General features: G+C 70.2%; 18 protein-coding genes. 11 read left to right on the forward strand and 7 right to left on the reverse strand.

All coding sequences use genetic code 11. The annotated features are described in order from the left end of the window. Positions 1–34 precede the first annotated feature (34 nt). Entirely contained in the window at positions 35–850 is an 816-nt protein-coding gene (locus tag ABZU53_RS21785; RefSeq protein ID WP_354861004.1) for an alpha/beta fold hydrolase, read from the reverse strand. A 127-nt stretch (positions 851–977) separates the two neighbouring features. Here ABZU53_RS21785 and ABZU53_RS21790 point away from each other — a divergent pair, with 127 nt between their 5' ends. Next, entirely contained in the window at positions 978–1,367 is a 390-nt protein-coding gene (locus tag ABZU53_RS21790) for a hypothetical protein (protein WP_355067180.1), read from the forward strand. A 7-nt stretch (positions 1,368–1,374) separates the two neighbouring features. Here ABZU53_RS21790 and ABZU53_RS21795 read toward each other — a convergent pair whose 3' ends face one another. Continuing rightward, positions 1,375–1,950 carry a helix-turn-helix domain-containing protein gene (locus tag ABZU53_RS21795; RefSeq protein WP_354861005.1) on the reverse strand — a complete coding sequence of 192 codons (576 nt, stop codon included), beginning with the start codon at positions 1,948–1,950 and terminating at the stop codon, positions 1,375–1,377. Positions 1,951–2,167: 217 nt separating this feature from the next. Here ABZU53_RS21795 and ABZU53_RS21800 point away from each other — a divergent pair, with 217 nt between their 5' ends. From ABZU53_RS21800 to ABZU53_RS21815, 4 genes are all read left to right on the forward strand, one after another. Then, complete coding sequence (locus ABZU53_RS21800) at positions 2,168–3,634, forward strand: MFS transporter (protein ID WP_355067181.1); 1,467 nt, start codon at positions 2,168–2,170, stop codon at positions 3,632–3,634. A 109-nt stretch (positions 3,635–3,743) separates the two neighbouring features. Continuing rightward, positions 3,744–4,721, forward strand: coding sequence for an SEC-C domain-containing protein (locus ABZU53_RS21805; RefSeq protein WP_355067182.1), 978 nt, complete (start codon positions 3,744–3,746; stop codon positions 4,719–4,721). A 200-nt stretch (positions 4,722–4,921) separates the two neighbouring features. Beyond that, positions 4,922–5,389: a nitroreductase family deazaflavin-dependent oxidoreductase gene (locus ABZU53_RS21810; protein ID WP_355067183.1), complete on the forward strand. Its 468-nt coding sequence runs from the start codon at positions 4,922–4,924 to the stop codon at positions 5,387–5,389. 67 nt (positions 5,390–5,456) lie between these two features. Beyond that, entirely contained in the window at positions 5,457–5,864 is a 408-nt protein-coding gene (locus ABZU53_RS21815) for a hypothetical protein (RefSeq protein ID WP_355067184.1), read from the forward strand. 80 nt (positions 5,865–5,944) lie between these two features. Here ABZU53_RS21815 and ABZU53_RS21820 read toward each other — a convergent pair whose 3' ends face one another. Both ABZU53_RS21820 and ABZU53_RS21825 read right to left on the reverse strand, forming a co-directional pair. Further along, a complete protein-coding gene (locus tag ABZU53_RS21820) occupies positions 5,945–6,265 on the reverse strand; it encodes a hypothetical protein (protein WP_355067185.1) in 321 nt (106 codons plus the stop codon). Positions 6,266–6,296: 31 nt separating this feature from the next. Next, positions 6,297–6,590, reverse strand: a complete 294-nt coding sequence (locus ABZU53_RS21825; RefSeq protein WP_355067186.1) for a hypothetical protein — start codon at positions 6,588–6,590, stop codon at positions 6,297–6,299. Between the two features lie 240 nt (positions 6,591–6,830). Here ABZU53_RS21825 and ABZU53_RS21830 point away from each other — a divergent pair, with 240 nt between their 5' ends. Both ABZU53_RS21830 and ABZU53_RS21835 read left to right on the forward strand, forming a co-directional pair. After that, positions 6,831–7,421, forward strand: coding sequence for a type II toxin-antitoxin system antitoxin SocA domain-containing protein (locus ABZU53_RS21830; RefSeq protein WP_354861018.1), 591 nt, complete (start codon positions 6,831–6,833; stop codon positions 7,419–7,421). Further along, positions 7,414–7,995: a Fic family protein gene (locus tag ABZU53_RS21835; protein ID WP_354861020.1), complete on the forward strand. Its 582-nt coding sequence runs from the start codon at positions 7,414–7,416 to the stop codon at positions 7,993–7,995. Before ABZU53_RS21830 ends, ABZU53_RS21835 begins: the two co-directional genes overlap by 8 nt. A 188-nt stretch (positions 7,996–8,183) precedes the next feature. On the opposite strand, the gene ABZU53_RS21840 is transcribed toward ABZU53_RS21835, so the two are convergent. Together ABZU53_RS21840 and ABZU53_RS21845 are read right to left on the reverse strand one after the other, a co-directional pair. Beyond that, entirely contained in the window at positions 8,184–8,447 is a 264-nt protein-coding gene (locus ABZU53_RS21840) for a DUF6244 family protein (protein WP_354861022.1), read from the reverse strand. Between the two features lie 318 nt (positions 8,448–8,765). Then, the gene (locus ABZU53_RS21845) at positions 8,766–8,984 is read right to left on the reverse strand and encodes a winged helix-turn-helix domain-containing protein (protein ID WP_354861024.1); all 219 of its coding nucleotides are present in this window, start codon (positions 8,982–8,984) and stop codon (positions 8,766–8,768) included. A gap of 333 nt (positions 8,985–9,317) precedes the next feature. Here ABZU53_RS21845 and ABZU53_RS21850 point away from each other — a divergent pair, with 333 nt between their 5' ends. The 4 genes from ABZU53_RS21850 (at position 9,318) to ABZU53_RS21865 (ending at position 11,957) form a co-directional block, all read left to right on the forward strand. Beyond that, on the forward strand, positions 9,318–9,539 hold the full coding sequence (locus ABZU53_RS21850; protein WP_355067187.1) for a hypothetical protein: 222 nt from the start codon (positions 9,318–9,320) through the stop codon (positions 9,537–9,539). A 16-nt stretch (positions 9,540–9,555) separates the two neighbouring features. Then, positions 9,556–10,314 carry a hypothetical protein gene (locus ABZU53_RS21855; RefSeq protein WP_355067188.1) on the forward strand — a complete coding sequence of 253 codons (759 nt, stop codon included), beginning with the start codon at positions 9,556–9,558 and terminating at the stop codon, positions 10,312–10,314. Next, complete coding sequence (locus ABZU53_RS21860; RefSeq protein WP_355067189.1) at positions 10,311–10,781, forward strand: hypothetical protein; 471 nt, start codon at positions 10,311–10,313, stop codon at positions 10,779–10,781. The genes ABZU53_RS21855 and ABZU53_RS21860 overlap by 4 nt, the downstream gene beginning before the upstream one ends. Before the next feature lie 126 nt (positions 10,782–10,907). Beyond that, positions 10,908–11,957: an aminoglycoside phosphotransferase family protein gene (locus ABZU53_RS21865; protein ID WP_355067190.1), complete on the forward strand. Its 1,050-nt coding sequence runs from the start codon at positions 10,908–10,910 to the stop codon at positions 11,955–11,957. Here ABZU53_RS21865 and ABZU53_RS21870 read toward each other — a convergent pair. Beyond that, positions 11,845–13,092, reverse strand: coding sequence for an FAD-dependent monooxygenase (locus tag ABZU53_RS21870; protein ID WP_355067191.1), 1,248 nt, complete (start codon positions 13,090–13,092; stop codon positions 11,845–11,847). The genes ABZU53_RS21865 and ABZU53_RS21870 overlap by 113 nt on opposite strands. Between the last annotated feature and the right edge of the window lie 562 nt (positions 13,093–13,654).

The following is a 13,654-nucleotide window of genomic DNA, read 5'->3' on the forward strand; positions in this document are numbered from 1 at the left end:
CGGGTGGTCCCGGCCGGGACCACCCGCACGGCTCTCAGAGCGCGAGGCAGTTGGGTCGCACCGGGCCGTCGGTCAGGGCGCCGCGCACGATGGTGTACGCGGTCCCGTCGAGCACGAGGCCGAGGTGCCCGACCACCCGCAGCGGGCAGTACGCCTGGATGAGGACGTTCGTCGCCCCGTCGTTGACGGCGGCGTTGCCGGTCGGACGGACCAGCTCGTCCTGGAGTGTGCGGACGGTGGTGTAGCGCACCGACCCCGGGGTGTCGTCCCCGGCGTTCAGGTCGGCGAGAAAGGCGGAGCCGATGGTCATCTGTTGGCAGGCCACGATGCCGGCGCAGCTGCCGAGGCCGAGAAACGCCACGATGTTGGCGACGTAGGTGCCGTACTGGGGTGTGCCCAGACTGACGTACCGGCCGACGCTGGCGGTGCCGCCCAGGCTCTTGAGGTAGTAGCGGCTGACCAGACCGCCCTCGGAGTGGGCGACGAGGTCGACGGTCGCCGCGCCGGTGCTGGCGCGCACCTGCTCCACGTAGCCGGCGAACGCGCGGGCCGAGGCGGGGATGTCACCGAGGCCCAACCCGGGCAGCTGGTAGATGAAGGTGCGGTAGCCGTCGGCGCGCAGCCGGGCGGCGATGGGCTCGTACGCCACGGCGACGCCGCTGAGCCCGCCGACCACGATGACCGGGTTGGCTGCGGCAGCGGCAGCGAAGGCGGCGGTGGAAGCCGGGGCGGTGGAAGCTGGGGCGGTAGCAGCCGGGGCGGTGGGGGTGGCAGCGGTCGCGGCACCGGCGGACGCCAGCAGCGCGGCGGTGGCCAGGGACACGACGAGGACGGTCTTTCGGAGCAGCATGGCTGCACCTCCGGGGGGAGGCACCCGGCGAACCGGGCAGGTGGGTGGGGGTGTCCGGTCGACCGTGCGACGATGATGCACGTCACAATTCAGAAACGTCAATGACTTGTTACGCGCCGGTAACCCGTTGTTCCACCGACGGCGCAAACCGGCAATTCGGTGCCGCTCCACAGCGGACACCCGCCGCTGCGCGCGTACCCCGCCCCGCGCGAGGGTCGCCGCCCGCGACCAGGCACACCGGGACCGGGGGCAGGCGCACGCCGAGTCGGCGGCCGAGGCCGCGCAGCGCCATCAGGACCGGCAGGCCGGCGCGGCCGAACACGGCGCGGCCGAACGCGGCGCGGCCGAACGCGGCGCGGCCGAACGCCGCCGGACCGAGCTCTACACCCGGGCCGTCGAGCTGCTCGGCAACGACAGCGCGGCCCGGTCGTCGGCGGACACGGTGGTCGAACGGCTCGACGACGAGGGGCTGCTGCTCGTCGACCGCCAACGCGCGCTCAGCGCACGGTCGCGCTGACGCGGTCTCAGCGCACGGTCGCGCGCAACCCGTCCAGGGCCACGCCGAGCACCCGGTCACGCTGCTCGGGTGCGGGGAACTGGGCCATCGTGAGGCCGCTGATCAGGCGGACCACATCGTCGAAACCGACGTCGTCGCGCACCACCCCGGCGGCCTGGGCGCGGCGCATCAACGGCTCGCCGGCGGCGTAGATCTCCGTCCGGCAGCTGGCGAAGATCTCCGAGTCGTGCAGCAACTGCTCGGCGAGCGCGCGCTTCGTGGCGACGTACGCGACGAAGCGGTGCAGCCACGCGACCAGGGCGTCCCACGGAGGCAGCTCGGCCAGGTCGGCGGCGGAGCTGCTCAGCGCACGGACCTCCTCGACGTAGACGGCCTCGAACAGGTGCCGGCGGGTCGGGAAGTTGCGGTAGAGGGTGCCGATGCCCACCCCCGCCCGGCGGGCCACGTCCTCCAGGGAGGCGGCCGCGCCGTTCTCGGCGAACGCCTCGCGCGCCGCGGTGACCAGGGCGTCGTAGTTGCGCCGCGCGTCGGCCCGCTTGGGCCGCTGCGCGAAGACCTCGGGCGTCTGCCCCGCGCTGGTCATGGCGTGCGTCACCTCACCTTGGTTGCATCCGGAGGAACCCCTCCGCTAGCTTAGTGGAGGCACCCCTCCGGAACTGCCGGAGGACAGCCTCCGCTTAGCGTACCTCGGGACCCGCCCGATCCGGCCTGGCCACCCGATCGCCCGGACCCCGCAGACCTGCCCGCCTCCGACGACGGGCGACAAACCTCCTTCCGTACCGCATCAGGAGTTTTCTCTCGTGTCAGTGACATCCCGACGCAGCTCGCGTCGGCTCACCTTCACCGTGCTCGCGGCCGGCGCCGGATTCTTCGCGATGCTCCAGTCGTTGATCACCCCGGTGCTGCCGACCATCCAGCAGGACCTGCACACCTCGCAGAACACCGTGACCTGGGTCCTGACCGCCTACCTGCTCTCCGCGTCGATCTTCACGCCGATCCTCGGACGGGTCGGTGACATGGTCGGCAAGGAGCGGATGCTTGTCGTCTCGCTCGCCGCCCTCGCCCTCGGCTGCCTGGTGGCCGCCATCGCGCCGAACATCGGCGTCCTCATCGTCGCCCGGGTCGTGCAGGGCATCGGCGGCGCGGTCTTCCCGCTGTCGTTCGGCATCATCCGCGACGAGTTCCCCGCCGCGCGGGTCGGAAGCGCCGTCGCCTCCATCTCGGCGATCGTCGCTGCGGGCGGTGGCCTCGGCGTCGTGCTCGCCGGCCCGATCGTGGCCGCGCTGGACTACCACTGGCTGTTCTGGATCCCGATGGTCGTGGTCGGGCTGACCGCCGTCGCCGCGCACCTGTTCGTGCCCGAGTCGCCGGTGCGAACCCCCGGTCGGATCGACTGGCGTGCCACCCTGCTGCTCTCCGGCTGGCTGGTCGCGCTGCTCCTGCCGATCAGCCAGGGCGCGGCCTGGGGCTGGACCTCCACCCGGGTGCTCGGCCTGCTGGTGCTCGCCGTGGTGCTGCTGATCGGCTGGCTCGTCGCCGAGGTGCGCTCGACCAACCCGCTGATCGACATGCGGATGATGCGCCTGCCGGGCGTGTGGACCACCAACCTGGTCGCCCTGCTCTACGGCGCGTCGATGTTCTCCGTGTACGCGTTCCTGCCCCAGTTCGTGCAGACCCCGACCGCCGCCGGCTACGGCTTCGGCGCCAGCATCAGCCAGTCCGGTCTGCTCATGCTGCCGATGCTGGTCGCGATGTTCGTCGCGGGCCTGGTCGCCGGCCGGCTCCAAGCCGTGTTCAGCGCCAAGGCGCAGCTCGCCACCGGCGCCGCGTTCAACGTGGCCGCCTCCGCGATGCTGGCCGCCGCGCACGACACCCGCTGGGAGGTCGCCATCGCCGGTAGCCTGGTCGGCCTCGGCATCGGCCTGGCGTTCGCGTCGATGGCCAACCTGATCGTCGGCAGCGTGCCCGCCAGCCAGACCGGCGTGGCGACCGGCATGAACGCCAACATCCGTACCATCGGCGGCGCGATCGGCGCGGCCATGGTCAGCGGCGTGATCACCGCCCACCCGCAGGCCAACGGCCTGCCCCGGGAGGCCGGTTTCACGACGGGGTTTCTCGTCCTCACCGCGATCGCCCTCGCCGCCGCGCTCGCGGCCCTGGCCGTCCCGTCCACCCGGCGGGCGTCGGCCGGTCGCCGGCCGTCCACCGCGACGATCGTCGAGTCCGAGCTAGCCGGCGAGTTCGCCACCATGCCCGCGACCCGCTGAGGTTCGCTGGCAAGTCGGAGCCCGGGCGGTTCGCCGCCCGGGCTCCGGCCTGCTCGGGAGTACGCTGGCCGCTCCCCCATCCACCGTTCGTCGTCTTCAGGATGCGCCCATGTCCGAATTGCTGACCGCCGACCGCATCGAAGAGATCGGCGCCCTGGGCGTCAAGAGCCCGGACCCGGCCGCGCTGGTCGCCGAGCTGGTGAGCGCCGTCGACGAGGGACGCCTCGCCGACCCCGACGACATCGGGTACGCGCTGCTGGTCGCCGCCGACATCCTGGAGCAGGCCGGTGACCTGGCCGACGCCCTCGCCCTGGCCACCCGCGCCATCGCCGAACAGCCCGACGAGGACGCGTACGCTCGAGCGGTGCGCGGCGGCCTGCTGCTGCGCCTCGGCCGCTCGGACGAGGGCATGGCCGAGCTGACCGAGCTGCGTCCGCTGCTGGAGACCAACCCCAACGCGACCTACCTGGTCGACGAGCTGGCCGAATCCGGCCACACCGACCTGGCGCTGGAATGGCTGACCGGGGCGCTCGACACGATCCTGGAACGGACCCGTACCCAGCAGCACGAGTCCGAGGACGCGCAGGACGAGGCCGCGGCCATGATCTACGGGCTGGCCCAGCGGCGGCACCACCTGCGCGAGGAGATGGGCCTCCCGCACGACGAGTACGACAACCTCGCCGACCGGCTGCGCGCCGCGAGCACCCACGCCCTCGACGCGCTCGACGACGGCCCCGCGACGCTGCTGTACTGGCCGGAGGCCGAGTTCAACGCGTTGCTGATGCGCTGGCCCGCGCTTGTCGACAGCTACCCGAAGACGTGGGACGAGCACCGTACCCAGATCGAACGCGCGCTCGCCGACGCCGCCGGGCTGGGCGGCGCGGACCTGGGCGTGGTCGCCGGCACCGTCGAGGGCCTGGCGGCGTTCGCCGGCAGCGACCCCATCGACGAGGAAACCCTTGACGAGTACGCCGACAGCCTCGACGAGGTGGGTCTGACGTCCTGGCCGCCCGGGCGCAACGACGCCTGCTGGTGCGGATCGGGTGCGAAGTACAAGAAGTGCTGCCTGCCCCGCTCGCGCGACTGACCCGCCGGGGCACTTTCCCCTGAGAGACGTATACCTGTGAGTCATATTGATGACTCACAGGTATACCGCTCTCACCCTGTCCGCACGGACGCCCCTCGCATCCGCCGCATCGATGGCCATGGCCAGTCCAGAGCAGGGCACTCCGCGTACGATCGACACCTCCGCTTCAGCCGGGCGGATTCGGCGATGGAGGCGATGGCGTGAGCGCGCAGGAGCAGCACGAGACGATTGAGGACAGTCCGGTCGGCTGGGTGGCCAAGCACATTCGGCGGTACGTGGAGACCGACGGCGCCGACGGTGGCACCTTCCAGGGCTACCCCGCGCTGCTGCTCACCACGCGGGGACGCCGCTCGGGCACACTCCGCCGCACCGCGTTGATCTATGGCCGCGACGGGGACGACCACCTGGTGGTGGCGTCCAACGGCGGTGCTGCCACGCACCCCGCCTGGTACCTCAACCTGAGCGCCGACCCGACTGTGGAGGTCCAGGTCGGCGCGGAACGGTTCGCCGCTCGCGCCCGGACGGCGTCCACCGAGGAGCGGGCCCGGCTGTGGCCGGTGATGACGGAGGTCTTCCCGACGTACGCCCGCTACCAGAGGGACACCGACCGGGAGATCCCCGTCGTTGTCATCGAGCGGACGTCCCCGGAAGACTCGACGATCTATTGATCCACGTCAGCGCCGCAGGGGGCTATGGTGACCGCAGGTAAGCACCTACTCCGATAGGAGAGCCGCCGTGCGCCGCCTCACCACCACCATCGCGCTGCTCGGGCTGTCCCTGTTCGCCCTGTTGACGCCGTCGCCGGCGAGCGCGGCGAGCACCGTCGAGGTCACGTCCGCGACCCTGGTCGCGAAAGGCGTCGCCGTGGACCTCACCCTCACCGTGACCTGCGACGCTGGCCTATCCGGCGGCGCGGAGCTGATCCTGCGCCAGCGCTCGGGCAACCGGGTGGCGTACGGATCGGGCTGGGCGCCGGTCAGCTGCACCGGCCAACCGCAGGCAGTGACCGGGCGCGTGTACGCGGAAGGCGGCGGCTTCGCCTTCAACCGGGGCGTGGCGCTTGCCAGCGGCGGCTTCGAGCTGTGCGGCCAGGACGCGTGCGACTACCCGCGCTTCGAAGACGAGGTCCGCATCACCCGCTGAACCGGTCGGACGCACTAGCCAGGAAACGGCTGCCTGGATGGCTCCACAATCATCGCGACCGGCGCGACGACAAGCGCCACCTATGACGTTCCTTCAAGCAGGCCGCGAGATAGCGCATCCGCCCGCACGTCGAACAGCGGGATCAACTTGTCCGCTCGGCGAACCTTCCACGCGCTCCATCCGTTGATGGCCACTTTACCGGTGACCGTCGCGCCGGCCGGGGAGGGCGACTCGAAAAGTTCCCCCCTTTCCAACTCGATCTGGCCAGCCGCGCTGATGCGCGCCTTATAGTCGGCCCGCTTATAGGTCAGAACCATCTCCTCGCCAGCGGTGAGCGCACCCACGGCCACCAGCCGAGCGACCGTGATGCCACCGAAGTAGGCACGAGTCCGTGTGGCCACGGCGGTCGGGACTCGTTGGCTGGGAACCGAGTCAGTGACATCGGGTTTTTCGGACGAGGTGGAGATGAGCGACCAGCGTGCCGTCGCCATACAGCGCTTGGACCCGGTGGTAGAAGTCGTTCTTCTGCGGCCTCGCGCCGGTGCGGCGAACGAGGTCCTTGGCCAACTCGTCACCGAAGGCACGGATCTTGAACATCGCGGCCTGGGCGTCGACATAGACGAGCAACTCAGCGCCCGCGCCGTACCAGACCAGTAGCGGATGCTCCTTGAGGAACCCGAAGTTGGCGGACTGCTCTGCCAGACGTCGTACCTGTCGAGGATCCACGACACTCCACGTCGCTAGCCGTCGGTGAACACGCCAGGATAGGGAAGATCACCGGTCTGCGCAGCCCCCGCCACGCGCGGTGACACCTATCCGACAGCACGTTCTAGCAGAACCTGTGTTCTACGAAGGTGTCGCCCGGACCTATAGGATCGAAATAGGGCTCGACACAAGTTCAGCGCCGACGGAATCACCGTCAGTAGCTAGCGTCGGGAGCAAGCTGAGGTGGGAGGTGGTTAGCGTATGGCTACCGCGCACGATGTCGCTGCCACAGTGCTCGGCAACCTCGGCAGCGTCACTGCTATGAAGCTGGAGAAGCTGGTCTACTACTGCCAGGGGTGGCATCTGGCACGTGAAGGCACCTTGCTGTTCCCCGAGCCGATCGAAGCTTGGCGGGAGGGGCCGGTGGTGCCGCCCCTCTACCGGCACCACCGTCGGCAGCTCACCGTGTCTGACTGGCCGCACGGGCAAGCCTCCCACCTGACCCCCGACGAACGAAGAACCGTCCGGTGGGTCACAGATCAGTACGGAAAGTTCTCGGCGAGCCAGCTGTCCGTTATGACACACAACGAGCTTCCCTGGCGGGCTGCGCGGGGTGGGCTTCCCGAGTCGGCCAACTCGTCGGCGAGGATCAGCACCGACCTCATGCGTACCTACTACGCCCGGCAGATCGCAGACTCGGAAACTGCCGTCGGTCTCGCAACCGCGAACGCTGCCCTGGAAGGCGCTGAGTTCGATCAGAACTGGCAGGACAAGCTTCGCGACGTGGCAGCAGGGGTGATCAGCGCGGACGACCTGATCTCCGAAGAGATTGCCCGCCTCAAGGGTGACTGATCCGTACTGCTGGCCGGGGACCGACTGCCTCAAGAACAAGCTGGGCATCACCGACCCGGACCTCCTCCGGGAAGCCGAGTTTCGCCTGACCTCGATCCGGGAGGTTCAGGCATCGCGCATGATCATTCCCGGCAACTACGGCCTCGACCATCTTCAGACGTTCCACCGGCAGCTCTTCGGAGATCTCTACGAGTGGGCCGGACAGACCAGAACCGTCGACATCAGCAAGCCGGGAGCGCGCTTCTGTCACTGGCGCTTCATTGACGACCAGGTCAGCGCGGTCCTTGGTGGATTGACTGCGGATGGCTTTCTCCTCGGCCTCAAGCACGAAGTGTTCGTCGAGACGCTCGCGCACTACTACGGCGAGCTGAACGTGTGTCACCCGTTTCGCGAGGGCAACGGCCGGACCATCCGTTCCTTTCTTCGGCAACTTGCCGCCGCTGCGGGCTTTCTCCTCGACTGGTCGGAACTCAACGAAGCCGACAACATCGAAGCGTGCCGTGTACACCTGGCCACGACCGACACCGGGCGCCTCGTCGCGGTCCTGCGTCCAGTCGTCCGCCGATTGAGCTGATGTTCCTCGACGTGCGATGTGGGATGGTCGGAGCCCACCGGCATGGCTTGGCGAAGCCCTACAGCAGGCCCACCGCCTCCCGGCTAGCCGGACCAGGTACGTCCGGTCACCCCGCGGCCTCTATTGCCGCCTCCACCTTGTCCAGATAGTTGAACCACCACGGTGGGTTGTGGGACCACCACCCGTGGTCAGTTTCCCAGTGCGCGGACCTTGGCGATCGTCTCCTGGACGTGCTGCTTAGCCGGCTCGCCGCCCTGGGACGCCTGCGCCAGAGCTTGCCGGTACGCGTCGATCATGCCGACCAGCGGCCCGGCGGCAACACCTTCCAGCGCACCGGCGACAAGGGTTCGCGCCTCGGCCGCGTCCTGCGCTGCCGCTGCGGTCTTGGCCTTCGCCTCATCGAGCTTCTGCGACGCCGCCGCCAACTTCGCGATGATCTGCGCTGCGCTCACGCGCATCCTCCCCCTGGTCGACCATCGCCTCCACCACCGCACCGGCGGAGACCACAAGGGAGCGTACGAGATCCACGCACCCAGCGCGACCGCTCGATCGCCCAATCATGATGTGCGCGGTGTCCCCGCCGCCCAAGGCGAAGATCACTTGATGCTGACCAGCCAGGGCAGGCCCTCGGCAACTAGTACGCATCAAGTGATCAAGGAATCGACGAGGAACCCCGGCCGGAATCTCTAGATCTTGGACACTTTCCGTTCTCGGCTAACGGAAACTGTCCAAGATCTGGCCGGGTTCACCGAAACCGCAGGGTCCAACGGTCAGCGATCGGCGACGAACACGCCGAGACCGTGCACGCCCTGCACCCAACCCTGGGTCTGAAGGACCAGGATGGCTTGCCGAACCACGGTCGTCGAGACGCCGTGCTGAGTCTTGAGCTGCACCGTGGACGGCAACTGATCCCCCGGCGCGAGCTCTCCCGACTCGATCTGGCCCCGGATGTGATCCGCGAGCTGTTCCCACTTCGGTTTGACGGGCATATGGACTCCCAGGTCTGCCCCGCCATTCGATCACGCCCAACTACCCATGACAAGTAACGTGTTGTCGTGCTTGCTATCCGTGACTAGTTGTGTAAAGCTCCAAACGACCGGCTCCCAGGTCTGCAAACCCGGAGTTGGTTCTTTCCCCACCGCGCAGGAAGCGCCCGGTCTGTCGGTCCCCCCGTCCGGCCGGGCGTGCCGGGGCACGCCCGCACGCCGCCCCACCGCACCGCCGCCCAACGCACCGCCGCCCCACCGCATCGCCGCCGGGCGGCACGTGCCGCCACGAGCAACGCCCTGACCAGCAAGGAGACGACCGGACGGGAGCACCCGATGCCCGATCGACCCGACGACCAGCCCACCGACCCACCCTCCCGACACCCTCCAGCCCAGCGTCTCGTGTCCAAACAGGACGTCGAGGACGCCGACGACACCCTCTTCGCCCATCCGCCGCGCGTGGTTCGCCGGTGGGTCTGCGGCTGCGGCAGGGACTACCCGTGCACCGACGTGCTCTTCGCCCGCCTGGTCAAGGCCACCGCCGAGGCGGAGCAGTGAGCTGCCGAGGCCGCCGATGAACGCGGATGATCTGCACGCGCACGCCAATCAGCAGGTCATCGAGGCGAGGATGCGGGTCGCCGAGCACGTGACGGAGGCGTACACCGGGATCTGCCGGAGCTGCGGACGGCCTGGCCCGTGCGACGAGCAGCGGGCCGCGCGGGCCCGGCTGGCGCACTTTGGCGGCCCGGTGGACGATCTGCGCGACGCCTGGCTGGCCACGATCGCCGCCGCCGACCGGGCCGGTGCGCACCTGCACGGTGCGGGGCCACCCGGCCGGAGGCTGCCCTGGCAGGACGCGGTCACCGAGTGTTGGCGGGCGCTCGGTCTGGTCTACGCCGGCCTGGCTGCCGATCGAGCATCGCCGGTGACCGCGACAGCAGGTGAGCTGCTCGCCGGGCTGCGCGCGGCTCGGGTCGACGCTGACCGGGCCGCCGCGCTGGCCGCCCGTACCCGGTGGCGGTTGGCGGCGGCCGAGGACCGGCTGCGGCGTACCCACATCGTGGCGGACGCGGTCGCGGCCCGGCACTTCGCGGCGGCCATCACCCGGTTGGACCTGGTCGTCACCCGGCTGGCGATCGGCGGCTGCCGCATCGACCGCTCGGTGGCGGCGTTGACCGGCGAGGCGGCCACCCCCGCACCCACCGCGCCAAGAAGCACCACCAGCACCAGCACCAGCGAGATCGCACGCGGCTGCCGGGTGGCGAGCGGCCTGGTGACCAGGCGACGCCGACGGAAGAACCCACTCACGATGATCAGGGGGCGACAGTGGTGAACGACCCGCACGCAGCGCTGCGTGGCCTTCTGGCGGGACGGCTGCGCGGGCACGAACGGCGGCTGCGCCGGTTCACCGAGGCGGACTGGCGGCGGTACGCGGACCTGCTCGCCGGAGCGCTGCTGGTGGCGGTGCGGCGGCGGTTCGTCGCGGGGCAGGACCGGGCGCCGGTGATCCGGTTCGTGGCATCCGCGCGGGAACGCTACGACGTCACCGGAATGGACGTCGAGCCGGCGCTGGCCGAGGCGTTGGTGTGGGCGGCGCTCGGTGAACGCCCTCCGGTGCCCGACGACGCGCCGGCCATCGTCGCCCGGACGGTGCTGCTGCTCGGCCTGTTGGAGGACGAGGGCTGCACCGACCGGGAACGGGACGACGTCCTCGCGGCGGCGGCGCACACCGCCGACAACGCCGCACCGGGCGGGAACGAGCACCAGGCAGGCGCACGGGACCAGCAGGAGACCCACTAGGACGCCACCACCGGGGACCTTCCGCAGGATCGTCGGCCGGCGGACCAAGACCAAGACCAGGACGACAATTCCCCGACGACTCTGGCACGCTGGCGGGCGTCACGGCGGGGAGGAAGGGACCACGGGGTGGAAGGGCTCAGCCGCACCCAGCGGCCACTGGACCACGATCAGGTGCAACGCTTCGTCGCGGCGTCGTTCGGCGCCGACCGCCGGGTCGTGGACTGCGGGCCGATCCTGGGCGGCGGCTTCGCGACGGTGTGGCGGGTGGCGCTCGACGACGGGCGCGAGGTCGTGTTGAAGGTGGCACCACCACCCGACGCGCCGCTGCTGCGCTACGAGCGGGGGCTCGCCGCCGCCGAAGCCCGGTATTTCCGCCTCGTGGCCGCGCGTGCGCCGCAGGTGCCGGTGCCGCCGCTGCTGCACCACGGCGACGATCCGGAACTCGGCGAGTGGCTGGTCACCGGCCTGCTGCCCGGACGGTCGCTGCGGGAATGGTCGGAGGGCGAGCAGCACCTCGACGACACCCCGGCCCGCTACGACTTCGGCGTCGCGATCGCCGCGCTGCACCGGGTGACCGGCGACCACTACGGGTACGGCGGCGGCCGGGCGAGCGGCGCGACGTGGCGTACGGCCTTCGCCGCCATGCTCGACGACCTGCTCGCCGACGCGGCGGACTGGGACGTACGACTTCCCACCTCGCCGGCGCGGATCCGGGAGTTGCCCGAGCGGTACGCCTGGGCCCTGGACCAGGTACGCCGGCCGGCGCTGCTGCACTTCGACGGCTGGGACGGCAACGTGCTCGCCGAACCCGGGCCTGCGGGCACCCTGCGCCTGCGCGGGATCGTGGACGGCGAGCGGTTCCTGTTCGGCGATCCGCTGCTGGACCTCGTGTCACCCCTGCTGTATCGCCGGGTGGAGGACGACCCCGACCACCCGTTCCTGCGGGGCTACCGCGCCGCCGCGGCCGATCCGGTGTTCTTCGACGAGTCCACCCTGCGGCGGCTCAGCCTCTACCGCCTGCACCTGTACCTGTTGATGACTGTCGAGATGCCCAGCCGGGGAATCACCTGGGAGAATCGCCCGGACCGGTTCGCGCGGCTGGCCGACCTGCTTGATCAGGAGCTGACCGAGCTGCGGCGTGCGAGTCCGTCGGCCATCGCAGGCGGTACCGGCTGACGTCCTCGGAGGCGGCCACGCCCGCCCTCATGAACATCGTCAGCACGGCGTCGCGCGCCCGCCGCTCGCGGGTGCCGGTCGGAAACTTCAGGCTGCCGGTACGGCGAGCGAGCCCGGCGACCGTCGCCACCCGTGGCTCACGCAGCTGTTGGAAGCGCACGAAGGCGTCACCGACGTCTTCTGCCGAGGCGAGACACCGGGCCAGGACCAGGGCGTCTTCGAGCGCCATGGAGCTGCTCTGCCCGTCGTGCGGCGGCATCGCGTGCGCCGCGTCGCCGACCAGGCACATCCGACCGCGGCTCCACCGCGCGGGCGGGACGAGGTCGTGCACCGGCCACCGGATGATCGGGCCGGTGCTGGCGTCGATGATGGCGGGGATCGGCGGGTGGTCTGAGCCGTGCAGCTCGACGAGCCGCTGCCGCCACCGGTCCATCGGATCAGCCCGTGGCCCCGCCACCACCTCCACCTCGCCCGTGAGCAGGCTCTGGAACCAGACCACCTCGCCGTCCGGCAACGCCTGGTAGCCGAAGAACGCGTTGGCGCCGAACGTCAGCCGCAGCACTCCGTCCGGTGCGATCCCGTCGACCCGCGGGGCCGAGCCGCCGCCGTCGAGGGCTCCGGTGAACCGGGCGGGCGGATGCTCGGGGAACATCGTCCGACGCGTGTACGAGTGCACCCCGTCGGCGCCGATCAAGAGGTCACCGCTGTGACTGGATCCGTCGGCGAGGGTGGCGACGACCCGGTCGTGCCCGTCATCGCGCAGCCCGACGACCCGCTCACCCTCGACGATACGGACGCCGGCGCCACGGGCCGCCTCGCGCAGCACCTCGCCGAGCCGGTCCCGGCGGATCAGCGTGCTCACCTGGTTGTTGCTGCCGATCTCCCGTCCCCGGTGGTCGTAAAAGGAGATGCGGTCAGTCGGCGTGCCGGCGGCGTCGACCGCGGCGAGCAGGCCCAGGTCGCGCAGCACGGTACGGCCGTTGTCGGCCAGGCTCAGGTGCGACCCGAGCGGCCGCTCGCGCGGCGGCCGGGCCTCAAGAACCGTCACGCGCCAGCCGATCCGGCGCAGGAAGAGACCGACTGCCGTTCCGGCGATTCCCGCCCCGACGATGACGGCGTGCGCGGGATTGATCATGTCGGGCCAGCCGTCATCGGTGGCCCGAAAGGACTCGTCGTACCCATTTTGTGCCCCCGTGTGGCGGGTGCTGTGGGCACGTCCGCCGCCCCGACCGTAATCACGGCGGCCATCGTGGTCAAGATAGCAAGATCCATCAATGTGAGGGTTGACACCGGCATAGACGGCCGGAATGCTGTGGGGGTCCTGCTAACCGAGGCGGGGCCACGTATCCGGGGGAGTCGGTCTTTCACTGCATTCGCCTGTGCGCGGCTCCATGGCCATCACTGGAAGTCTCTCCGCCAGCGAATGCTCCGAATAGGACGGCCGTCGTCCATGGTCGCTGTCGGGTGCTGCGGTACTGCCGCGAAGAGCATCCGAAGTAGGGCCTGGGCAATTGTCGCACCAGCTCGGTCGATCGCTGGTCGGACTGCTGCACGGTGATTCCACCCGTCATCCGACGGTGGCGCGTCATGCACCCCTAAGCACGGCGCAGGGCCGCGGCCTCACTTCCGACAACCGTATTCTTCGGGAGGTGTCGTGATGAAGAACAACTCGGCCGGCTGACGCAACCAATTATCTT

The organism is Micromonospora sp. NPDC005194, from assembly GCF_040608335.1.
Taxonomy (GTDB): Bacteria; Actinomycetota; Actinomycetes; order Mycobacteriales; family Micromonosporaceae; genus Micromonospora.